The organism is Bacillus sp. HMSC036E02, assembly GCF_001836235.1.
Taxonomy (GTDB): domain Bacteria; phylum Bacillota; class Bacilli; order Bacillales; family Bacillaceae_G; genus Bacillus_A; species Bacillus_A cereus.
The window spans coordinates 21,054-44,442 of sequence record NZ_KV827844.1 but is presented as its reverse complement, the minus strand read 5'-3'; the positions used below and the strand labels follow the sequence as shown (position 1 = coordinate 44,442).

The window sequence follows — 23,389 nt, the reverse complement described above, 5'->3', positions numbered from 1 at the left end:
TGCTATACTAAAAGTAACTGATTTGGTGGAGGAATTCGAATGAAAAAGAAAATTGCAGAGTATGAAGTTGGTGAACAAGTCGATATTTTCTTGTTAATTAAAACAGCGACAAAAGGTATCGCAAGCAATGGAAAGCCATTTTTAACAGTAATCTTACAAGATCCAAGTGGAGACATTGAAGCGAAGCTATGGGACGTATCACCAGAAGTTGAGAAACAATATGTAGCGGAAACAATCGTGAAAGTAGCTGGTGATATTTTAAACTACAAAGGACGTATTCAATTACGTGTGAAACAAATTCGTGTTGCGAATGAAAATGAAGTAACAGATATCTCAGACTTCGTAGAAAAAGCACCAGTGAAAAAAGAAGATATGGTTGAGAAAATTACGCAATACATATTTGAAATGAGAAACCCGAACATTCAGCGTCTAACAAGACATTTATTAAATAAGCATCAAAACGAATTTTTAGACTATCCAGCAGCGACAAAGAACCATCACGAGTTCGTATCTGGACTAGCTTATCACGTCGTATCAATGCTTGATTTAGCGAAAGCTATCTCAAATCTATACCCATCGTTAGATAAAGACTTACTATATGCAGGCGTTATTTTACATGACCTTGGTAAAGTAATCGAACTATCTGGCCCAATTTCTACAACGTATACGTTAGAAGGAAATTTACTAGGCCACATTTCTATTATGGTGAACGAAATTGGTAAAGCAGCAGACGAATTGCAAATCGATGCAGAAGAAGTATTAATTCTTCAACACATCGTCCTTTCTCACCACGGAAAAGCGGAATGGGGTAGCCCAAAACCACCATTAGTAAAAGAAGCAGAAATTCTGCATTACATCGATAACTTAGATGCAAAAATGAACATGATGGACCGCGCATTAGGACGCACAAAACCAGGCGAATACACAGAGCGTGTCTTTGCACTTGATAATCGTTCGTTCTATAAACCGACGTTCCATAATTAATAGTGTGAATAAAGTGGCCTCATTAAGTGTTAATACGCTTAGTGGGGCTGTTGTATAATGATAATAAAGTTATTGAATTTTGATTATTAAAAAGCTAAGAGCCTTACTACATTCTACGTAGCAAGGCTCTTTAAAGTTGTTTCAAATTACATCCATCTGTTCGTTCAAGTGTAACTATTCGCAATTATTTGATATTATATAGGTGAATAGAAAGATACATTAAAAATTAGTTTCGTAGTTGTAAAAGGAGGTTATTTATATTATTCTCTTATAATTTTTCCAAAAGGGAGAGTTTATGAAAAAGATTAATGTTTTTGTATTAACGATATTTATATTATTCTCAGGATTCGCAACACAAAGTTATGCGTTGTCAGATTCGCAATCTGCGGCAATACAAGCGTTGCTAGATGATGCCTGTCGTATATCAGGTGTGCCGGGAATGTCAATCTCAATACTTGCTGATGATGAAGTGTTCTACTTTTCTTCAGGGTATGCAGACCGTGAAAAGGGGTTGTCTGCAAGTGAAAATACACTCTATGAGTTAGCCTCGGTCAGTAAAGCTTTTACCGGTATGGGTATTATGCTATTGGAAGAGCAAGGGCTGCTCTCAATGACTGACCCTGTCCAAAAATATTTACCTTGGTTTACATTAAAGTATCAAGGGAAACCTGTTGATATGCAAAGTCTTACACTAAATAACTTTCTTCACCATACCAGTGGTCTAACAAATATTAGGCATCTTCAAAATATTCCACAAGGCAATACACCGGATATGTTGCAAAAGACTGTGGAAATGCTCGTTGATGCTGAATTGGCGTTCCCTCCCGGTGAACAGTATAACTATGGAACCGTTAATTATGACGTATTGGGTTTGGTTATTGAGATTGTGTCGCGACAAAGCTATGAAGACTTTATGAAGGAACAGGTATTTCAGCCGCTAGGTCTTCACCAGACGTATGTTTATAAAGAAGATGCTCAAGCTACTGGACAGTTGGCACAGGGCTACCGTTCTTCCTTTTTTATGACAACTCCATTTAAAGCTCCGGATTATGCTGGGAATAAACCCGCAGGCTACATCATTTCTAATACAAAAGATATGGCTCGTTGGCTGGGCATACAGATGGGTATCGTGCAGGACATACCCGAAATATTTCACACGGTTATCGAAAAATCACATAGGGGTGATATGTCTGTTTCGGCTATCAACGGTATGTATTATGCGGCAGGTTGGTCCGTAAATGCCGAACAAACGATTATAGAACACACTGGGGGCAATCCAAATTTCAGAACCGAAGTAGTCATACTGCCAAATGAACGAACAGCCGTCTCCTTGCTGAGCAACGGCACAAATACCAATACAAACATGGTACTAAAAGTTAAAGATATATTAGAAGGCAATCTAACTCAGTCATATGAAATAAGCGGCACACAGCTTTTGGATATCATTTTGTCGTCTATCACAATTATTTTTTGCCTATTGGCCGTTTTGCTATTTCTCTTAGGATTACGCAGAAGGAGAACGAATGAGCGACAGCCAATGACAAAAAAGAGAATAACCGTAACAGTTATTTTCCTGATCGCTACGATTGCTCTGGGTATACTGTGCTGCGCTTTCGATTGGTCAACAATACTTATGTGGCAAACATATAGTGTTCTTACAGCTTTGATTTCGTCAGCATTATTAACAGCAAGCATTACATGGTTTGTATACACTCACCGATAAAATACCTCGCTCCTAAGATAAGCATAATGTTAAGTCATTAAAGTCCGATTGGTGAGGGCTGATAATCAGTGGGGGGGGGGAAGAAAACCCCCACTGATTAAAGTTTCACTTTATTAAAAATGAAATAAAATAGTTAAGAAGTACGCATGGGTGTAACGAAGAACTAATAAAACATATCTTGCCACTAGAATGGGGGCATATCAACTTTTAAATTGAGTACCGCCAGCATTTCAGAAAAAATATGTTAAGCAAACAATACAGTAAGCTGTCCATATGGGCAGCTTATTTACATAATTCTCGATATTGGAAGTTGATTAATATCAGTTCATTTGTTTTTCGAAAGGAGTTATTTTGTTCGTTCAAAGATAATATCAAAGTAATTCGCGTACCCCATAGTTGGTGGCGCAAATAGTTGATTTTATAGGGGGAAAACCTGTAACTAAAGCCTAAGATAGGTGTTTTTGTTTAAATTTTGCTTAATTCTCACTAGTAATTAACTAAAAATTTAGAAATCGTTATATAATGAATTTAATTTAAAATTAGGAGTGATTAAATTGCCAGATATGATAAACCTCGTTCTTTTCATCATTATAGCGAGGTGTTAAAACTTCTAATAGAAAGCATATTCGATTAAGAAAGAAGGGGTAGTTATGAAAACTAGTGAAGAAACGCATTGGCAAAGGTTTAAACGTAAGAGTAAATCCCCGAAAGAGTGGTTAAAGAAAGTATACGAATTTTTTATTAATGAACACGTATGGGATGCTATCTTTAAAGTGTTCCTTAAACTAGTATGGGCAGTAAAAGGTATGGGGAAAAGCTTGAAACGGGTAATAGAAAACATATTCAATTAAATTCTATTCTTTCATAATTTCCTCATACGATCGATAATTTCCAATAAATTTGTTTTATATAATGGAGTGTGAATACAACAGTTGATACAGCAATGGCTATAATACCTATATGTGCGTAAAAATTGAAGTAATCATATTTCTGGAAGAAAAATTCAAGGACAGGAAATAAAAGAGTAAGACTAGCAATTAATATTAATTGTTCTTTTTTCATTATCATGCCTCCTTCTTTGTATAATTCAGCATTGATAGAAACAATTTCTATATGAATATCCTATACATGATCAGTTAACATAACGTCCTATTATCGGTAGCAAGGAAAAAGGAGGAACCCTACTCTCACAAGGGAACCTCCTTTTTTTGTTCTATCAATCTATGCAATTTTTTATACATTCCTATTCTGGTGCGGTTTTAGGGTTCTTGTCTGTTATTGGATTAACGAAAAAACTGTATAAAATCTCGCATACTCTTAGCGTGTTTTTTTCAAAAATGCTGGCGATATCTCACATCCATCAACTTATGAATTTTATAATGTCCTCAAACCAAGAATTTCTCGTGTTTTTAGTCCAAAATGTTATTTAATAAAAAAATATCTCGAATTCGAGATAAAACACTTGCTTTTTAATCACTTGAGTTGTAAAGTGATAGTAACGAAAGCAATTGAGCCATATGAAAAACATATACTCAGTTGTTTTCGATTAAAAAACAAAGTAACTTATACAGTAAAAACTAAGATGAATTTACGAAAACATTAATGAGGATAAATTGAAAAGCTAAAAAACATATTATTTTTTTATCATCACTTGACTAGTAAAACGAAGTGGAGGAATTAAAAATGTATAAAATTAAAGGGCATCATCACATTTCAATGGTTACGAAAAATGCAAATGAAAATAATCACTTTTATAAAAATGTGCTTGGATTACGTCGTGTGAAAATGACAGTAAACCAAGATGATCCGTCAATGTATCATTTATTTTACGGAGATAAAACAGGAAGTCCGGGTACAGAGTTATCATTTTTTGAAATTCCTTTAGTAGGAAGAACATATCGCGGTACAAATGCGATTACTCGAATTGGATTACTCGTTCCTTCAGAGGAAAGCTTACATTACTGGAAAGAACGATTTGAGAAATTTGATGTGAAACATAGTGAGATGACAACATATGCAAATCGTCCTGCTTTACAATTTGAGGATGCTGAAGGTCTTCGCTTAGTACTACTCGTTTCAAACGGAGAAAAAGTAGAGCACTGGGAAACTTGGGAGAAATCAGAAGTTCCTGCAAAGCATCAAATTCAAGGAATGGGTTCTGTGGAAATGACAGTTCGTAGACTTGATAAAATGGCGAGTACACTTACAGAGATGTTTGGTTATACAGAGGTTAGCCGAAGCGAAGAGGAAGCAATTTTTCAGTCCATTAAAGGAGAGGCTTTTGGAGAAATCGTTGTGAAATATTTAGATGGTCCTACTGAAAAGCCCGGCCGCGGTAGCATCCACCACTTAGCAATTCGTGTGAAAAACGATGCAGAGCTTGCCTATTGGGAAGAACAAGTGAAACAAAGAGGCTTCCATTCTTCAGGAATCATTGACCGTTTCTACTTTAAAAGCTTATATTTCCGTGAATCAAACGGAATCCTATTTGAAATTGCGACAGATGGACCAGGGTTTACAGTTGATGGAGATGTAGAACATTTAGGAGAAAAACTTGATTTACCACCGTTCTTAGAAAATCAGCGTGCAGAGATTGAAGCGAATTTAGCACCTATTGAAGAGAAGTAATAGAAGAAAATATACAACTTTAACATATAAATGAAACCCATTGGAGGAATATAAAATGAACCAATTAAAAGGAATTCACCACGTTACAGCGATTACAAGTAGTGCAGAAAAAAACTATGAGTTTTTCACTCACGTTTTAGGAATGCGTTTAGTTAAAAAAACAGTAAACCAAGATGACATTCAAACGTATCATTTATTCTTTGCAGATGATAAAGGTAGTGCAGGAACAGATATGACATTCTTTGACTTCCCAGGTATTCCAAAAGGAGTACACGGTACAAATGAAATTTCAAAAACTTCATTCCGAGTGCCAACTGATGCAGCGTTAGCATATTGGGTGAAACGTTTTGACCGTCTTGAAGTAGAACATACAGGAATTAAAGAGCAATTTGGTAAGAAAACTCTTTCTTTCGTTGACTTTGATGAACAACACTATCAATTAATCTCAGATGAACTTGATAAAGGGATCGAATCAGGTACACCATGGCAAAATGGACCAGTTCCATTAGAATATGCAATTACTGGTTTAGGCCCTGTATTCATTCGTATCGCGAACTTTAGTTTCTTCAAAGAAGTGTTAGAAAAAGTTTTATTATTTAAAGAGGTTGCGCAAGAAGGGGAATTCTATTTATTTGAAGTGAACGAAGGTGGAAACGGTGCTTCTGTCATTGTAGAACATAATACGGTTCTTCCAGAAGCACGACAAGGTTTTGGTACGGTTCACCATGCTGCATTCCGCGTAGAAGATCGCGCTGTATTAGAAGAATGGATTGAGAGAATCAGTAGCGTTGGACTTCCTTCATCTGGCTATGTAGACCGTCACTTCTTCGAATCATTATACGCAAGAGTTGCACCACAAATCTTATTTGAATTTGCAACAGACGGCCCAGGATTTATGGGAGATGAGCCATACGAAACACTTGGCGAAAAATTATCTTTACCTCCATTCCTAGAGCCAAAACGTGAAGAAATTGAAAAATTAGTTCGTCCAATTGATACAGTGAGAAGTACGAAGGAATTTATTAAAGAGTAAAAATAGAGATAGTAAGTAGGAGAGCAAGTAGTTTTAGCGGAGTGCTGGAACTGCTTGCTTTTTTATTTATTCTAGTAAGTTTTCTGACAATTATTTCTCAAGTTATTAAAAAGGAAAACTTTGGTATAATTAATTAAAATATTGAATTTTCTAATAATTATTTTTCAATACATAGAAAAGGAGTGGTAATATACAATTTTAATAATTGTATAAAAATCCTAATTTTGTAATTTTGGAGAAAAGGGGATGCGAGTGTATGGGAGCAGATGTAGTAACGCGGGAGCAAATGAAACATTCTTTAGATGATTGGTATCGTGTAATGTTGCAGCAAAATATAGAGAAGGCCACAGAAATGAAAGAGGAGATTGAAAGTAAGATTAGTGGGTTGGATGTGGATCAGGATGTATTACTTTATCATGCGTTGTTGAATTTTAGATATGATGCATTAGTTGATTGGATTTCAGTTAGAGAAGATAGTTTTGATAAAGTGGAATCTTTCGAAATTCCAACAGAGGGCTTTTTAGCTTATTATTATCACTTTTTTAAAGGGTTTCATTGCACATTAATTTCAAATTATAACGAAGCGAAAGAACAGTATGAGCAAGCTGAGAAGTTATTGAAATATATTGCAGATCCGATAGAACATGCGGAGTTTAATTATCGGATGGGATATTTTTACTATCAAGTATATCAGCAAATGTTAGCTTTAGATTATATCAAAAAGGCGAAAGAAATATTTTGTGAACATAAAGGTTACGAAGGAAACGTGGCGTTGTGTCATAACTTCATAGGATTATGTTGTATTGATTTTAAACAGTTTGAGTTAGCGGAGGAAAGTTTTAATACCGCAATCCATTTACTTCAACAACATGATAAAGAAGAAAAACATATTTTAATGGTTAGAAGTAACTTAGGGTGGTTATATAGTAGTCAGAATTTATCAGATTTGGCAATTAGACATTTAAGTGAAGTGACTAAGAAAATGCCTAAGCATTTTAAAGCGATTTTTACTGAAGCAGAGGAAAATTATAAACTGGGCAAAATAGAAATTGCTAATAACTTAATAGAACTAGGGCTGAAAATTTGTAATGAGTTGCAAAATAAAGAATTTCAACATCGCTTTATGATATTGAAGGAATTAAATATTAATTCGAGTGCTAATGAGTTAGAAAAAGTAACTGTGGAAAGTATTTCGTATTTTGAAGAACACTCCCTTTTAGATTGTGTTAAGGAATACGCAGAAATATTAGCTTATAAATTTTATCAAGAAGAAAAACATGAAAAGGCTAGTAAATACTTTTATATTAGTAGCCAAGCTCGAAAAAAACTTTTAAAAGAAGGAGCGCTAAAATAAATGAAAAAAATTAATGTATTGATAGCAGGTTTAGTAATACTACTTTCATTAGGGCTTACTGCTTTTACAGAGTCTGAACAACATGCTTTAAATAGAGGTGATGGTGGCGGAGCACCAGCAAGACCAGACTACGTTAACATTGGTGACACAGGCGGAGCACCAGCAGATAATAAAGGCGACGGCGGAGTAAGCCAACTATAATAACAAAGAAAGGGACTTCAACATGAAGTCCCTTTTTCTATTTTTAGGCCATGTAGAGAAAAGAATTGACTTACTTTAAATGTGTAACTATAATAGTTACAGAATAACCATTAGTAATAGAAATGAGTTATATTTTTTTAGTATAATTGTAACTGTTTTAGTTACAATTAAAAAGAGAACATAAAACAACCAAAAAATGTAAAAACTTTAAATAGCAACTCAAGAAAGGAGACGGGAACTTTGAAACGGTTTAAGTTTTATTTGATTAGCGGTATTGTGCTTGTTTTGCTTATCGTATGTAACTTCGTTGATAAGCCGATTGCGAAGGTTGAAGAAGTGAAAGATACTGTTATGATGAAGCTGAATACGAAAGAGAGTATGGCGCAAATTGATGGGCAGACGATTTATTTTAAGCAAATTGGTGAGGGGAAACCTCCGTTACTCATGTTGCATGGGTTTGGTGGTTCTTCTGATGGGTTTAGTGATATTTATCCGGAACTAGTGCGAGATCATACGATTATTGCGGTTGATATTTTAGGGTTTGGGCGTTCTTCTAAGCCGGTTGATTTTCAGTATTCGTTTCCTGCGCAAGTGAATTTATATTATAAGTTAATGAAGAAGCTTGGATACGATCAGTTTGCGGTGCTCGGCCATTCAATGGGCGGAGAGATGTCCCTTAATTTAGCGTATTTATATCCGGATGCAGTGACGCATCTCATCTTGGCGGATGCTACAGGGATAGAGTCTTTCCAGCAAAAAGAAAGTTATGAAGTACCACCGCTATCGACGGACTTACAAACTGTAACTGAGATTACGAAGTATAATAAAAATGAAGTGAAAAATAGTCGTGATGATAAAGAGCATTATGATCAGCTTACGAAAATGAGAGAGCGCCGCATTGCGATGGAAGCTGATAAAATTAAGGTACCGACTTTAATTATATGGGGACGACATGATAAAAGTGTTTCTTGGAAAAATGGTGAACTGTATCATGAGCTATTTGCGAATAGTACGTTTCATATTATTGAAAAAGGATACCACGCACCGTTTCGTCAGGAACCAATTGAGTTTATGGAATATGTACAAGCATTTTTCGCGAAGCATCCACAATAAAAATTTTAAGCATAAATCCAATTCTTTCCTCATAAAGTGAAACTAATAAGGCTTGTCTAAGGAAAGGAATGAAGTGATTTGGAAACTTTACCATGGTGGGTGTATCTTGTAATTGTTGGGATTGTACTAAGTGGCTACATGGTTTTATATACTTCGAAAAAAGAGCAAGATATGGATAATGAGTTTATCGAAAAAGAAGGCGAAGTATATATGAAGCGCTTAGAAGAAGAGCGTGAGAAACGTAATCAGGATAGTGATAAGGATTCTGTATTGCTTTAATAGAAATTTTGAAAGGTTACCACCTAGTAGGATTTTACATCTCGGTGGTAGCTTTTTTTCTTCTGCGGGAGCAGTATATGTTCATCAAGCTAAGGTTATATTAGTTTAATTTTACATGTATAAGAGAGTCATCATAAACTTTTATTGATGGTATTTATATATTTTTTTACTCATAAGAATGGAACTAGTGGGGATTTTACTGGGGGGGGATTAACAATGCATAGGGATGAAACTTCATTACATCCGGATACAGGTGTTACATCTGTAATGTTTGTTGAGCGTTCATTAAATGAAATTCGTTTTTGGTCTAGAATCATGAAGGAGCATTCTTTTTTTCTTCGTTTAGGATTTAGATGCGAGGATACTCAACTAATCGAAGAGGCGAATCAATTTTATCGATTGTTTGAACATATTGAACAAATAGCGCATTCCTATACAAATGAAACAGATCCTGAGCAAATAAAAAGATTTAATGCAGAAGTACAACAAGCCGCAACTAATATTTGGGGATTTAAACGAAAAATTTTAGGGTTAATTCTCACATGTAAATTGCCAGGACAAAATAACTTTCCACTTTTAGTTGACCATACAAGTAGGGAAGCTGATTATTTTAGAAAACGTTTAATACAATTAAATGAAGGTAAATTAGATGCTCTTCCTGATGCTATTATTAAAGAAAATGTTTTCTTTTTACGGATTATGGCAGACCATGCTAAATTTATTGGTCATCTTCTTGATCCATCGGAAAGAAAGCTTGTAGATACAGCACGGAATTTTAGCAATGATTTTGATGAATTGATGTATCAAGCAATTGACTTAGAATCTATGAAACCACAATCCCAAACAGCCCCTCTTTTAGATCAATTTTTAGATCAAAATCGTGTGTCGGTTGCATCTCTTCGGGATTTTAAGAAAACAGCACGTGATTTAATTGAGCAATGTAAAATAAAGAGTATCATTCATCCGTTATTAGCAGACCATGTTTTCCGTGAAGCTGATAGATTTCTTGAAATCATTGATATGTATGATGTTCATCTTACAAATATTCAATCACAACCTAGATATTAGAAGATAAGGAAAGATACTATTTTTTCCTTAAGCTGAGAAGTTAACAATTTATTGTTAGCTTCTTTTCTTTTTGATTAAAATTTTCTTTTAAGGACTACATAAATCCCTTTGACCAAATATGTAATTCTTTGTAAAATCTTATATATGGAAAGATTATGAATATACAGGAAATCTATGGATAGTAGATTTTAATAAATTATTCGGGGGGAATTTATTAGTTAAGTATATTAACTTGTTTGCACTACATTTTACAAATAAAGGGGTATTAGTAATCATGAAAGCAAAGAAATTAGTAAGTTTAGCGTTACCAGTTATGTTATTGAGTGGTTGTATTACAATTGAAACTGATGGTAAGAAAGCTGAACCAAAGAAAGAAGAAACGCAAAAGGTAGAGAAAGAGAATAAGACTTCTGAAAAAGAGAGTAAGTCAACTGATGGCAAGAAAGAGGATAGCTTATCTGTAGCGAAAGGTGAAGGTACAAACAGTAGTTCATCAAGTAGTCAACCAAGTTCTTCTTCAAATAATTCAACTTCTTCTAGTTCTTCAACTGGTAAGGTAACTGGTTCAGATGTTGAAAGGTACAAGGCAGATATCATAAATAGTGCTACTCAAATTGAAGATACAATGAAATTAATTGAAGGAATAGCAGATTCAGACGTAAAATCATACAAACAAAAGAAAAGTGAAGTACAACTGAGTTTAGGTGGAGCAAAGGCAACTGCAACGAAACTGAAGAATCTACAAGCGCCTCCTGAGTTACAGGGAGAACAGGCGAAGATAAAGCAGTCGATGGAACTATATGCGGATTGTTTTCAACTTCTATTTGATGCATTGGACCAAGAAGACGAAAGTAAAATGCATCAATCATTAAGTAAAGCACAAGAAGGTTCGAAACTGTTTGAAGAGGCAGCGAAGAGTATTGGTAGTAAAACCAACTAAGAATAAATTATTTTAAGGGGTACTTGTGGGTGCAGTTGGTGCAAGTGAAGAGTTAGGAATTAGTTATGGAAACACATTACAAATTTATCAAATGGACGATAATGTTCGTATTCGATATGTAAAACAATAAATAATTGGTGAAAAACTCTGTAATAAATTTTACAGGGTTTTTTGTTAGTTCTAGTTTATTTTTTTGTCTTCCTAAGCGCTAAGCATACTAGTATAAGTTGAGAAATGAACAAGAAGATTTGATGGGGAATATTGAATTTCCGATAAAAAATAACAATAGTAGACGCGTTTTTTTCACGGTTTAAATCATAGTAACTGTAACCATCTAAAGCCCAATTCATACACTATGGTGGAGGATTTTCACCTAATAACCGGATGAAAAAGGAGTGTAATCATGAAGAAACGTACTGTTAATGAAGCGGGAGGGAATGTGCCACAACCAATCCGCAGCGACGGAGCTGGTGCGATTGATTCTGGACCTCGTAATGTTATGCGGGATATTCAAAATCCGAATATGCTTGTTCCGCCTATAACGGATGCAGGGTTAGTTCCTAACTTGAAGTTTTCATTCTCGGACACTTCTATGATTTTGAAACAAGGCGGGTGGTCTCGGGAGATTACTGCTCGGGAACTACCGGTTTCGACGACGATTGCGGGAGTAAATATGAGTTTAACGGCCGGTGGAGTACGAGAACTACATTGGCATAAAGAAGCGGAATGGGCGTATATGCTTTTAGGACGGGCGCGCATAACGGCTGTTGATCAAAATGGGCGTAATTTTATTGCTGATGTTGGACCAGGTGATCTTTGGTATTTTCCGCCTGGTATTCCGCATTCCATTCAAGGATTGGAACATTGTGAATTTCTACTCGTTTTCGATGATGGGCATTTTTCTGATTTATCTACTTTAGCTATTTCTGATTGGTTTGCGCATACGCCAAAAGAAGTGTTGTCGGCTAATTTCGGAGTACCTGAGAGTGCTTTTCGTTCTATTCCTTCAGATCAAGTTTATATTTATCAAGGAGAGGTGCCAGGTTCGCTTGAAAGTCAGGAAATTCAATCGCCGAAAGGAGAAGGTCCTTTAACATTTAAACATGAATTGTTAAAACAAAAGCCGATTAAGACGCCTGGTGGTAGCGTTCGAATTGTAGATTCTACAAATTTCCCTATTTCCAAAACAATCGCAGCAGCGCTCGTTGAGGTTGAGCCTGGTGGAATGAGAGAACTTCATTGGCACCCGAATAATGATGAATGGCAATATTATTTGACAGGGGAAGCGAGAATGACTGTGTTTCTTGGAAATGGTACCGCTCGTACATTTGATTATAGAGCTGGCGATGTCGGATATGTACCGTTTGCGACGGGGCATTATATTCAAAATACAGGTACCGAAACATTATGGTTTTTAGAGATGTTCAGAAGTAATCGTTTTGAAGATGTATCGTTAAATCAATGGATGGCACTGACTCCTAAAGAAATAGTGGAGAGTAATATACATGTTGGCCCGCAAGTAATGGATTCCCTGCGTAAGGAGAAGAGGCCTGTTGTGAAATATCCGGGGTTTTCATATAGTCCGAAAAATGATGAGTAAAAATGAAAATTTGCGTTATTCTTTCTGGAGACTGATAAGAAGGGATGGCGTATTTTTTATGCCTAATCTAGTCTTTATCCCGCTATTTGCCGGGCAGTAAGACCCCACCTCAAAATTCAGCGGAATCAAAGAAGTTAGGTGGGGGGCGGGCTGTCCGTAAAAGCCCGATTAGTGAGGGCTGATTAAAGTTTCACTTTATTAATATCCGTCCCTTGTATTATTGTTCGGGAAATTATTATTGGAGCATAGTATAGGGAAGATACATATAAAAGAGCGCCATTATAAGCTGTAACGCATAAGTTGCGCAGGAAATGCAACGATAACTAGCTTTACTCTTCATCATTTATTTGAACATAATGGGCATAGAGAGGCGATAAACACAGTATGATTTTGAGTGAGCGTTTAAAAGAGATTGGTCGCAAAATGATTTGGCTGAAAAACTTCATGTGAGTAGGCAATCTGTTTTGAAATGGGAGGCGGGAAAGAACTATCTGAGCATTGAAATTATTATTCATTTAAGTGACCTGTTCGGTATTACAATTGATGAATTGCTAAGGGGTGATGAAGAATTGACGCAGAAAGTAATTGAAGATAGTAAGCAATTGGCGTATCCAAAATGGAAGGTGTTTTTTGATAGTCTATTTATGATAGGAGTATTTTTGTTTATTGCAAAAATCGTTGTATGGATGCTAAATAAGTTTGCTGGAGCAAGTATTACAATTGTAGCAGATGCGCCATATGTAATGAATCTTTTGCCCCTTGCATTCATGATTATAGGTGGTATGGGATCGGATAAGTTGAAGAAAATATATAGATAGAGGAAAGATTTGAAAGAAATCCCCTACACTAGCTGTTCTTTTCACTTAAATTGTGTACTATAAAGGATAGGATGACATAAAGAAGGGGATATAGAGAATGGAATTTCATGAACAGAAGATTTTGCCGGCAGTGAGGCAAATTAAAGATTTGGAAAAGCTATTACATAGTTCGTATGAATATATTGTTATTTTAGATATTCATGTCGGCCAATTGAAGAGTGTTATATCGCTTGCGAAGCAATATTGTAAAAAGGTGTTTTTACATGTGGATTTAATTCATGGTTTGCAGAGTGATGGGCATGCGACGGAATATTTATGTCAGGAGTTTAGACCGTACGGGTTACTTTCAACAAAGGCGAGCGTTATTATGAAGGCGAAGCAAAAAGGTGTTGTGGCAATACAACGCATCTTTTTAATCGATTCGAGTGCGATGGAGAAGAGCTGCAATCTTTTAGATAAGACGAAACCGGATTATATTGAGGTACTTCCTGGAGCATTAACGGACGTTATCGCTGAAGTGAAAGAGCGTACTGGTGTACCGATTTTAGCAGGTGGTTTTATTCGTACTGTAGAAGATGTGGAAAGAGCTTTAAACGCTGGTGCGACAGCAATTACGACATCAAAACGCGAACTATGGAAACATTACCAAAAAAAGTGACGAAAATGTGAATTTTTTCGTTGACACCGCTTTCATTTACGGTTAACATTATAGACAAGTTAATAAACGTGACGGAGAAAAGTAGAGATCCACATTTCATTGTTTCTATATAAATTTATATAGAAGCGTGCAAGCTGTGGGTCTTTTTCTTTTGACAAAAACGAATGGCCATTCATTTTACCTCTATCACATTTGGAAGCGTTTAAATTGATTGTGGAGGGATACTATGTCAGCATTTTTAGGAGAGTTAATAGGGACTGCGTTGTTAATCGTACTTGGTGGCGGCGTTTGTGCTGGTGTAAGTTTAAAGAAATCGTTTGCGAAAGATTCAGGTTGGATTGTTATTACAATGGGCTGGGGCTTAGCAGTAGCGGTTGCAGCGTATGCGGTTGGATCAATTAGTGGGGCACATTTGAATCCGGCTTTAACAATAGGATTAGCATTTAAGGGAGCGTTCCCATGGAGTGATGTACCAGGTTATATCGCAGCACAAATGATTGGGGCAATTATCGGGGCAGTTATCGTATATTTACATTACTTACCACACTGGAAAGAAACAGAAGATCCAGGAACAAAGTTAGGTGTATTTGCAACAGGTCCAGCAATTCCGAACACATTTGCAAACCTTTTAAGTGAAATGATTGGAACATTCGTTTTAGTATTTGGTATATTAGCAATTGGTGCAAATAAATTTGCAGATGGATTAAATCCATTTATCGTAGGTTTCTTAATTGTAAGTATTGGTTTATCATTAGGTGGGACAACAGGATACGCAATTAACCCAGCACGTGATTTAGGTCCGCGTATCGCACACTTCTTCCTTCCGATTGCAGGAAAAGGCGGTTCAAACTGGAAGTATGCATGGATTCCAGTAGTTGGTCCAATTTTAGGTGGATCACTTGCAGGTTTATTCCATCAAGTTGTATTTGAAGGAAAGCAAAATTCAGCACTTATTTATGTGATTATCGCAACTGTGATTGTACTAGCAATCTCTTATATGACAAGTAAAAAAAGCGGAAGCAATACAAATAGTAGAAAAGTAGCATAAGGGGGAAACCGATATGAAAAAATATATTCTTTCATTAGACCAAGGAACAACAAGCTCACGCGCAATTCTTTTCAATAAAAAAGGTGAAATTGTTCATTCAGCTCAAAAAGAGTTTACACAACATTTTCCAAAGCCGGGCTGGGTAGAGCATAATGCACAAGAAATTTGGGGATCTATTTTAGCAGTTATCGCAACTTGCTTAAGTGAAGCAGATGTAAAACCAGAACAAATCGCTGGTATCGGTATTACGAACCAACGTGAAACAACGGTTGTCTGGGATAAAACAACTAGTAAACCAATTTACAACGCAATCGTATGGCAATCTCGCCAAACAGCTGAAATTTGTGATGAGTTAAAAGAAAAAGGTTATAGCGAAATGGTTCGCGAAAAAACAGGTCTTTTAATTGATGCATACTTCTCTGGTACGAAAGTAAAATGGATTTTAGATAATGTTGAAGGTGCAAGAGAAAAAGCAGAAAACGGCGATCTATTATTCGGAACAATTGATTCGTGGCTTGTATGGAAACTATCTGGTGGTAAAGCACACGTAACAGATTACTCAAACGCATCACGTACGTTAATGTTTAACATTCACGACTTACAGTGGGATGATGAGCTTCTAGAAATGTTAACAGTACCAAAGAGCATGCTTCCAGAAGTACGTCCATCATCTGAAATTTACGGAGAAACAATTGATTACCACTTCTTCGGCCAAAATGTACCGATTGCAGGTGTAGCTGGTGACCAACAAGCAGCATTATTTGGACAAGCTTGTTTCGGTGAAGGTATGGCGAAAAATACTTACGGAACTGGTTGCTTCATGTTAATGAACACAGGTGAAAAAGCAGTAGCTTCTGAGCATGGTCTATTAACAACAATTGCATGGGGAATAGATGGTAAAGTAAACTACGCATTAGAAGGAAGTATTTTCGTAGCAGGTTCTGCAATTCAGTGGTTACGTGACGGAATGCGCATGTTTAAAGATGCAAGTGAGAGTGAAGTGTATGCGAGTCGCGTTGAATCAACTGATGGTGTATACGTTGTACCAGCATTCGTTGGACTAGGAACACCTTATTGGGATAGTGAAGTACGCGGCGCTATGTTTGGTGTAACACGCGGTACGACGAAAGAGCACTTCATTCGTGCAACGCTAGAATCTTTAGCTTACCAAACGAAAGATGTATTATGCGCAATGGAAGCAGATTCAGGTATTGAACTGAAAACATTACGCGTTGATGGCGGAGCAGTTAAAAATAACTTCTTAATGAAGTTCCAAAGTGATATTTTAGATGTTCCTGTAGAGCGTCCAGTGATCAACGAAACAACGGCTCTAGGTGCAGCATACTTAGCTGGTCTTGCGGTTGGATATTGGAAAAACCAAGATGAAATTAAAGAACAGTGGCATATGGACAAACGCTTTGAACCAACGATGGAAGCGAAAACAAGCGAAGAGCTATATGCTGGATGGAAAAAAGCAATTGAAGCAACAAAAGCTTTCAAATAATCATAAACAGTGTTATAATGGTGACAAGTTAATAATTCGGTAGGAGATTTGGAGAGACCACAACGCGCTATAGAGGCGAAATCTATAGCGGAGTTTGTGGTCTCTTTTTTCGTTATCAAAGGGAGGAATTACCATGAAATTTTCAAGTAAACAACGTAAAGACGTATTAAACGGAGTAAATAAACAAGAGTTAGATGTGATCGTAATTGGTGGAGGTATTACTGGTTCTGGTATTGCATTAGATGGAGCAACACGCGGGTTATCAACAATTGTGTTTGAAATGCAGGACTTTGCAGCAGGTACATCAAGTCGTTCAACGAAGCTTGTACACGGTGGTCTACGTTATTTAAAACAACTTGAAGTGAAAATGGTAGCAGAGGTGGGTAAAGAGCGTGCGATCGTATATGAGAACGGTCCCCATGTAACAACACCAGAGTGGATGTTACTTCCGTTCCATACAGGTGGTACGTTCGGATCATTTAGTACATCAATTGGTCTTCGTGTATACGACTTCTTAGCAGGTGTAAAACGAAGCGAGCGCAGAAAGATGTTTAACCGTGAAGAAACATTAAACAAAGAGCCTCTTGTAAAAAAAGAAGGATTAAAAGGCGGCGGTTACTACGTAGAATATCGTACAGATGATGCGCGTCTTACAATTGAAGTAATGAAAGAAGCAATTGAGCACGGCGCAAAAGCTGTTAACTATGCAAAAGTAGACAGTTTCTTATATAAAGATGGAAAAGTATGCGGTGTACGTGTAATCGATTTACTAGACGGAGAAGTATACGAAGTTTACGGTAAGAAAATTGTAAACGCAGCTGGCCCTTGGGTAGATACACTTCGTGAAAAAGATAACTCGAAAAAAGGAAAAGTACTTCAGTTATCAAAAGGTGTTCACTTAGTAATTGACCAAAAACGTTTCCCATTAGGTCAAGCGATTTACTTCGATACACCAGATAAACGTATGGTGTTCGCGATTCCTCGCGGCGGAAAAACTTATGTAGGTACAACAGATACGTTCTACGATAAAGACGCAGCTGTACCACAAATGACAACAGAAGATCGCACATACATCATTAATGCGATTAACTACATGTTCCCAAGCGTGAAAATTACAGAGAAAGACATTGAATCAAGCTGGGCTGGTGTACGTCCGTTAATTTATGAAGAGGGTAAGAGTGCATCTGAAATTTCTCGTAAAGATGAAATTTGGACTTCTGAATCTGGTTTAATTACAATCGCAGGTGGTAAATTAACAGGATACCGCAAAATGGCTGAAATGGTAGTAGACTACGTAACGAACTTACTACAAAAAGAAGGTCATAGCGCATATCCGAAGAGCGACACGAAACATATGCCAATCTCGGGTGGACATGTAGATGGTTCACACGGATTCCCAGCATTCGTTGCGAAAAAAGCTGGCGAAGGTACGAAATATGGTTTAACAACAGCACAAGCAGAAGAATTCGCGAAATTCTATGGTTCTAACGTTGACGTACTATTTGACTTAGCGAAAAAACATAAAGACGAAGCGAAAGAATACAACATGCCGCTTGACGTTCTAATCCCGCTTGTATACGCAATGGATTACGAAATGACAGCAAAACCAGTTGACTTCTTCGTACGCCGCAGAGGCGCTGTATTCTTCAACATCCACTGGGTATATGAGTGGAAAGAAGCAGTAATCAACTACATGGCTGCGAAACTAGGCTGGAGCAAAGAAGAACAAATGAAATATACAGCAGAACTAGAAAAAGCACTAACAGACGCTGTTATTCCTGTAGATCAACAAGAACAGGCAGCTGCGTTAGCATAAAATAGAGAACCACCTGAAGGGGAGCCTTTAGGTGGTTCTTTTTTTATGGAATATTCTTCTAACTATATTGCATAACGACATATGTTGTTATACGATGTATATAAGGTGGTGGTATTGTTGGACAAAGAAATCTTGAAGGGAAGTATAGATATTTTATTACTTTCTATCATTGCAAAACGTGATACATATGGATATGAAATAGCTCAAAGTTTAAAGGATGCAAGTGAAGATTTGTATAGTATGGGGCAGGGAACTTTGTATCCTGCTTTAAAGAGATTAGAGAAAAAGGAGTTTCTTGAATCTTATTGGAATGAATCTGAGAATGGGATGAAAAGGAAATTCTATACTATTACAGATAAAGGGAAAAAAGAATTGCAGAAGAAAGTGAATTCTTGGGAGAGTGTAACAGCATTAATTCAAGCTTGTCAGAAAGGAGTTATTTATGAGTGAATTTGATGAGTATATTAAGTCTATTTTAGCCTATTCAGAACTTAGTGATATTGAACAGGATGAGTTATTTCTAGAAATGTATGATCACTTGAACAGCTTGAAAGAAGAATATATGGAACAAGGTATGAATGAAAAAGAAGCGATTTATAAAGCGCTTCAAAGTTTTGGAGAATCAAAAGTTATTGGCGTAGAGATTAATAAATCGGTATACGAAGTTCCTAGACCATTAAAGGTATTATCAAAAATTTTATGTATTCCTTATATAATCATTTGTTTTATTGTCTTTTTAGGAACGTTTATTTCAACTTCTACATTTGACTCTGTTCGCAGTTTGACAGGTGGGACTGTCTATCATCCCATTGAATTTTGGCAGCAATTTTTACATATATCTGATTTAGAAACGTTATTACAACTTTTTGGAATAACACTTTGGCAAGTTAAAGATTTTATTGCACATCCAGGTCCTTGGGGAAACTCAACTTATTGGTTAAGTGTTTTACAACATATAATATTAGTAGTTCCATTTGGATTTTTCGTTCCAGTGCTGATTAATAAAGTGACTAACTATAAGAAAGCTCGTAAGTGGTATGTTATGACCTTTCTTGTTTGGGAGATATTACATTTACTAACTTTGTCTGATGTTTTTGATGTGTGGCGGATTGCTATAAATATGCTCGGTGCGTCGGTAGGATATCTTTTATTTATAAGCATGATACAAATAGATAATAAATTTAGGATAATGCGCAAGAAGATATTTGAAAATTAGCTTGCTATTCTGTAGTTTAAATTATACAAATTTAGTTTGATGGTAATAGAGTATTGCTGAAAACATAGGTGCTATATAGTGAGAGGATTTTTTATATTCGTAATAGGTGTTGTTCCTTGTTTACTCATTGTTATGAAGCGGGTACATAATCCGTCTTTATTGGTGCTATAAATGATGAGAGCGGCACAGCTGAACTTGAAAAAGTCTAGCTGCGTTAGCGTAAAATAGAGAACTACCTGAAGGGGAGCCCTTTAGGTAGTTTTTCTCTTGACTAAAAATAAATAAAATGTGTTACAATAATGATAGAGTATGTAGTGTGAATTTTGCATAAAATAAAAAAGACAGAAGCCTGAGAAACTTCTGCCTTGTGTAACCTAACTTGCTATTGTGGTGGTAGTAGGTGCGGTTATAAGACAATTACATTAACGTTTTAGCCGAGAACCGCCCTTACCTTTTCCACGAAGCAGGGTGGTTCTCGCTTTTTTGTATACAGAAATTAGCCACGGACCAACGTATCTTCTACCGATGACAACGCCAGCTCCGGTTAGGATACCATACACTAATTTAATTATAAACATCGCGATTATATTATCACCTCCCCCCTTTTTTCAAAATGGAAGAGATGATTGCCACACCTACTAGTTATAGCTTATTAAGTTACGTATTCATTGTATTATGTTTTAAAATAGGGAACAAGATATATGGATGAAAATTCCTGTTTTTAAGCAGAACATTAGTGTCAGGGGACAAGAAGTAAATAAATATTTATAAAAAAACGGTATGGACATTACCATCCGTATTTTTTTATGTATTTATAAAACTTTTCCATACAGTGCGTCGTCTAATATATGGGAAGGAGGAAATGATGTGGATGAATTAACGATAGAAGCGTTTGAAATAGAAGATAAGGAGGACCTTATTGACGAAATAATGAACAAGTATGGACAAGAAGTCCTGCAGCTTGTGTATTCGTATGTGAATAATAAAGAGGTTGCGGAGGATGTAACGCAAGATATATTCGTGAAATGCTATAAATCTCTTCATACATATAAAGGGAATTCGAATGTGAAAACATGGTTATGGAGAATTGCAATCAATCAATGTAAGGACTATATAAAAAGTTGGTATAACAAAAAAGTTATCGTTACAGAGGATGACTTTACGTATATGGAGAGTCAAAAAGAAAGTGTCGAACAAACAGTTATTCAAAATGCTGAGGATAGTAGGTTGGCTTCTGCGGTAATGAATTTACCGATAAAATATCGAGAAGTCATTTATCTATTTTATTATGAGGAATTATCAATTAAAGAGATTGCTACAGTAATAGAAGTAAAGGAAAACACGATAAAAACGAGACTGAAAAAAGCGAAGGAGCTTTTGAAGGAAGGATTGGAGGAATAATCGAATGGAAGGTCGATTAAAAGGCTTGCGAAAATCAATGGAGAACACAACGTTTAAACATTTGAGTTTTTCTGATCGGCACCAAAAGCGGGTGCACGAAAAAATCAATCAATCGTCCGAAAAGGAAGAAGACATCCTTTTAGCAGTGTTGCAACTTCTTATGAATGAAAAAACAGGTTATGAATTGATGCAGTTACTGCGGGGGAGAGGAATTCAAAAATTCGAAGGTGATGAAGGATCTCTATACACTTTATTGCATCGTCTAGAACAGAATCGCTTTATCCAATCTAGCTGGGATCATGCGGGAGCTAAATATTATCAATTAAATGATAAAGGAAACAAGATGCTGCGAAAGGCAGAGAAGAATGCTACGAAGGCACGATTTATATTAAAAGGATTAGTACAGGAGTGAGGCGGAATTGAACAAAAAAGGGGAGCGTTTTGTAAGCGAAGTTACGAATCATATTAAATCAAAAGAAGCGAAGAGCTTTGTAGCAACGGAACTAGATTTTCACCTAAAACAGGCGAAGAACACATGGATAGAAAAAGGTTTGAGTGAGGAAGTCGCTGAAAATAAAGCGGTGGAACAAATGGGAAGTCCGATTAAACTAGGGCAAGAACTTAATAAACTTCATAAGCCAAAGGTGGATTGGTTTTTACTTATTTTATTAGTGGCTGCTATGGGGTTAGGTTTTTTACCGGTTTTTGTTTTTGAATATACGAATGAAGTAATGATAAATAAGGTGATATTTATTATTCTCGGTGTTGTAACAGCGATTGGGATGATGTTACTTGATTATCGGAAATTAGAGAGAATGGGATGGTTGTTTTATATAATCGGAGTAGTTGTCCTGTTAATACTATACTGTTTTTCAAACGCTTCAATGATTGGAGAACCGTTAATACAAATCGGTCCAATTGCAATTGACTGTCTAATGGCAGTGCCTTTCTTTTTTCTAGCTTGGGCTTCTTTTTTTAATAATAGTAGGTTAAAGATTATACATCTTGTGGTTTTATATTTATTTTCTTTGTACTTATTTTTGATTGTATCCACCCTTTCGTCAATTTTTATCTATATTACGATGGTATTCGTTATGCTTTGGTGGAGTAAGCTAGGAAAGAAAACGTCGTTGATTATTACGGTTGTACCTATTTGTTTATTTATTATTAAGGTATCCGTATCATGGTCTTCAGGATACCACTTAGATAGACTTTTAGGGTATTTAAATCCTGAGAGTGATGCAGGTGGCGCAGGATTTATGTATATACGATTAAAAGAGGTAATGTCATCAGCAGGTTGGTTTGGTACATATGGAGATATGAAATTCATTCCTGCTCCGGATACTGATTTTGTATTTGCAAGTTTGACTTACTATTATGGGTATTGGCTTGCATTAATTCTTGTCTTCGTTCTTTCTCTTTTTGTAGCAAGATTAATAGTCATCTCTTATAAAATAAATGATCGGTACGGTAAATTGCTACTCGTTGGTGGATTGACTCTTTTTGTATTCCAGTTCATTTATAATGTTGGAATGATACTAGGATTATTGCCGCTTGCTGCTATATCCTTACCTTTTATTAGTTACGGATTAACGCCGACTGTATTTCATGCGCTTATAATGGGGATTGTGCTGAGTGTATATAGGCGTAAGGGTATTTCATTCAGGATTAGAAAGACACCTTGATACTTATATAAGTTGCATATAAAAGAATTCATTATTATGATCAAGTAAAAACGTAAATAGATAGTAGAAGAGGGGTATGATAAATACTCCTCTTTTCGTGTTTAAATAAGTGTACTCTCTTTAACAGAAATACATAATTCAGAACGAGATATCGATTCAGTTAGTTGTTGTAAATAGGAGTATTCTTCCGCATCTTTTTTGGAAGTGTCAGGATCTAATGAAGGTGAGGATAGAAGTACGTCAATCGTAAGAATGTCTGCATCGTGAGAAGTGATGTGATAACCTGCAAATACAGAGCGTTTTATGAAATTTAAGTAAGT

Annotated in this window: 23 protein-coding genes and 2 pseudogenes; 22 read left to right on the top strand and 3 right to left on the bottom strand. The window is 36.2% G+C overall.

The annotated features are described in order from the left end of the window. The first annotated feature begins 39 nt into the window (after positions 1-39). The 3 genes from yhaM to HMPREF2590_RS13150 all read left to right on the top strand — a co-directional run bounded on the left by yhaM (position 40) and on the right by HMPREF2590_RS13150 (position 3,558). The gene (gene yhaM, locus HMPREF2590_RS13160; RefSeq protein ID WP_000726639.1) at positions 40-984 is read left to right on the top strand and encodes a 3'-5' exoribonuclease YhaM; all 945 of its coding nucleotides are present in this window, start codon (positions 40-42) and stop codon (positions 982-984) included. A gap of 295 nt (positions 985-1,279) precedes the next feature. Next, positions 1,280-2,707 (top strand): serine hydrolase domain-containing protein, encoded by a 1,428-nt coding sequence (locus HMPREF2590_RS13155; RefSeq protein ID WP_000723591.1) that lies wholly within the window; start codon positions 1,280-1,282, stop codon positions 2,705-2,707. 650 nt (positions 2,708-3,357) lie between these two features. Beyond that, positions 3,358-3,558 carry a hypothetical protein gene (locus tag HMPREF2590_RS13150; RefSeq protein WP_000858032.1) on the top strand — a complete coding sequence of 67 codons (201 nt, stop codon included), beginning with the start codon at positions 3,358-3,360 and terminating at the stop codon, positions 3,556-3,558. A 22-nt stretch (positions 3,559-3,580) separates the two neighbouring features. On the opposite strand, the gene HMPREF2590_RS13145 is transcribed toward HMPREF2590_RS13150, so the two are convergent. Beyond that, positions 3,581-3,769, bottom strand: coding sequence for a hypothetical protein (locus HMPREF2590_RS13145; RefSeq protein WP_000712159.1), 189 nt, complete (start codon positions 3,767-3,769; stop codon positions 3,581-3,583). A 621-nt stretch (positions 3,770-4,390) separates the two neighbouring features. On the opposite strand from HMPREF2590_RS13145, the gene HMPREF2590_RS13140 reads away from it, so the two are divergent. The 16 genes and pseudogenes from HMPREF2590_RS13140 to HMPREF2590_RS13065 all read left to right on the top strand — a co-directional run bounded on the left by HMPREF2590_RS13140 (position 4,391) and on the right by HMPREF2590_RS13065 (position 19,983). Beyond that, positions 4,391-5,335 carry a ring-cleaving dioxygenase gene (locus tag HMPREF2590_RS13140; protein ID WP_000276678.1) on the top strand — a complete coding sequence of 315 codons (945 nt, stop codon included), beginning with the start codon at positions 4,391-4,393 and terminating at the stop codon, positions 5,333-5,335. A 55-nt stretch (positions 5,336-5,390) separates the two neighbouring features. Next, positions 5,391-6,368, top strand: coding sequence for a ring-cleaving dioxygenase (locus HMPREF2590_RS13135; RefSeq protein ID WP_001072544.1), 978 nt, complete (start codon positions 5,391-5,393; stop codon positions 6,366-6,368). A 256-nt stretch (positions 6,369-6,624) separates the two neighbouring features. Then, positions 6,625-7,722, top strand: coding sequence for a response regulator aspartate phosphatase (locus HMPREF2590_RS13130; protein WP_000500590.1), 1,098 nt, complete (start codon positions 6,625-6,627; stop codon positions 7,720-7,722). Then, positions 7,723-7,923 carry a hypothetical protein gene (locus tag HMPREF2590_RS13125; protein WP_000723610.1) on the top strand — a complete coding sequence of 67 codons (201 nt, stop codon included), beginning with the start codon at positions 7,723-7,725 and terminating at the stop codon, positions 7,921-7,923. A gap of 240 nt (positions 7,924-8,163) precedes the next feature. Continuing rightward, entirely contained in the window at positions 8,164-9,036 is an 873-nt protein-coding gene (locus tag HMPREF2590_RS13120) for an alpha/beta fold hydrolase (protein WP_000819467.1), read from the top strand. 78 nt (positions 9,037-9,114) lie between these two features. After that, positions 9,115-9,315: a sporulation YhaL family protein gene (locus tag HMPREF2590_RS13115; protein ID WP_000449223.1), complete on the top strand. Its 201-nt coding sequence runs from the start codon at positions 9,115-9,117 to the stop codon at positions 9,313-9,315. Between the two features lie 216 nt (positions 9,316-9,531). Next, the gene (locus tag HMPREF2590_RS13110; protein ID WP_000554479.1) at positions 9,532-10,383 is read left to right on the top strand and encodes a DUF2935 domain-containing protein; all 852 of its coding nucleotides are present in this window, start codon (positions 9,532-9,534) and stop codon (positions 10,381-10,383) included. 274 nt (positions 10,384-10,657) lie between these two features. Then, positions 10,658-11,323, top strand: a complete 666-nt coding sequence (locus HMPREF2590_RS13105) for a DUF7018 domain-containing (lipo)protein (RefSeq protein ID WP_000644830.1) — start codon at positions 10,658-10,660, stop codon at positions 11,321-11,323. 403 nt (positions 11,324-11,726) lie between these two features. Then, positions 11,727-12,923, top strand: a complete 1,197-nt coding sequence (locus HMPREF2590_RS13100; protein ID WP_003312615.1) for an oxalate decarboxylase family bicupin — start codon at positions 11,727-11,729, stop codon at positions 12,921-12,923. A gap of 404 nt (positions 12,924-13,327) precedes the next feature. Next, a pseudogene (locus tag HMPREF2590_RS13095) lies at positions 13,328-13,741 on the top strand (helix-turn-helix domain-containing protein); the annotation flags it as partial. A gap of 97 nt (positions 13,742-13,838) precedes the next feature. Then, on the top strand, positions 13,839-14,399 hold the full coding sequence (gene glpP / locus HMPREF2590_RS13090; protein WP_000394285.1) for a glycerol uptake operon antiterminator GlpP: 561 nt from the start codon (positions 13,839-13,841) through the stop codon (positions 14,397-14,399). Between the two features lie 226 nt (positions 14,400-14,625). Continuing rightward, positions 14,626-15,447 (top strand): glycerol uptake facilitator protein GlpF, encoded by an 822-nt coding sequence (gene glpF, locus HMPREF2590_RS13085; RefSeq protein ID WP_001272195.1) that lies wholly within the window; start codon positions 14,626-14,628, stop codon positions 15,445-15,447. A 13-nt stretch (positions 15,448-15,460) separates the two neighbouring features. After that, positions 15,461-16,951, top strand: coding sequence for a glycerol kinase GlpK (glpK, locus tag HMPREF2590_RS13080; RefSeq protein WP_000760011.1), 1,491 nt, complete (start codon positions 15,461-15,463; stop codon positions 16,949-16,951). A 133-nt stretch (positions 16,952-17,084) separates the two neighbouring features. After that, complete coding sequence (glpD, locus tag HMPREF2590_RS13075) at positions 17,085-18,767, top strand: aerobic glycerol-3-phosphate dehydrogenase (RefSeq protein WP_000672831.1); 1,683 nt, start codon at positions 17,085-17,087, stop codon at positions 18,765-18,767. Positions 18,768-18,884: 117 nt separating this feature from the next. Further along, positions 18,885-19,217 (top strand): PadR family transcriptional regulator, encoded by a 333-nt coding sequence (locus tag HMPREF2590_RS13070; RefSeq protein WP_000356630.1) that lies wholly within the window; start codon positions 18,885-18,887, stop codon positions 19,215-19,217. Then, on the top strand, positions 19,210-19,983 hold the full coding sequence (locus HMPREF2590_RS13065) for a VanZ family protein (protein ID WP_001288385.1): 774 nt from the start codon (positions 19,210-19,212) through the stop codon (positions 19,981-19,983). The genes HMPREF2590_RS13070 and HMPREF2590_RS13065 overlap by 8 nt, the downstream gene beginning before the upstream one ends. A gap of 422 nt (positions 19,984-20,405) precedes the next feature. On the opposite strand, the gene HMPREF2590_RS30360 is transcribed toward HMPREF2590_RS13065, so the two are convergent. Next, a complete protein-coding gene (locus tag HMPREF2590_RS30360) occupies positions 20,406-20,561 on the bottom strand; it encodes a hypothetical protein (protein ID WP_000469930.1) in 156 nt (51 codons plus the stop codon). A gap of 289 nt (positions 20,562-20,850) precedes the next feature. Here HMPREF2590_RS30360 and HMPREF2590_RS13055 point away from each other — a divergent pair, with 289 nt between their 5' ends. Genes HMPREF2590_RS13055 through HMPREF2590_RS13045 form a run of 3 tightly spaced genes read left to right on the top strand, consistent with a single transcriptional unit; the run spans position 20,851 to position 23,069 of the window. After that, positions 20,851-21,384 (top strand): sigma-70 family RNA polymerase sigma factor, encoded by a 534-nt coding sequence (locus HMPREF2590_RS13055; protein WP_000344007.1) that lies wholly within the window; start codon positions 20,851-20,853, stop codon positions 21,382-21,384. 4 nt (positions 21,385-21,388) lie between these two features. Continuing rightward, positions 21,389-21,796, top strand: coding sequence for a PadR family transcriptional regulator (locus HMPREF2590_RS13050; protein WP_000399088.1), 408 nt, complete (start codon positions 21,389-21,391; stop codon positions 21,794-21,796). A 7-nt stretch (positions 21,797-21,803) separates the two neighbouring features. After that, positions 21,804-23,069: an FtsW/RodA/SpoVE family cell cycle protein gene (locus HMPREF2590_RS13045; RefSeq protein WP_001034645.1), complete on the top strand. Its 1,266-nt coding sequence runs from the start codon at positions 21,804-21,806 to the stop codon at positions 23,067-23,069. A gap of 101 nt (positions 23,070-23,170) precedes the next feature. Here HMPREF2590_RS13045 and HMPREF2590_RS13040 read toward each other — a convergent pair. After that, positions 23,171-23,374, bottom strand: a pseudogene (locus tag HMPREF2590_RS13040) (hypothetical protein); the annotation flags it as partial. Positions 23,375-23,389: the final 15 nt, after the last annotated feature.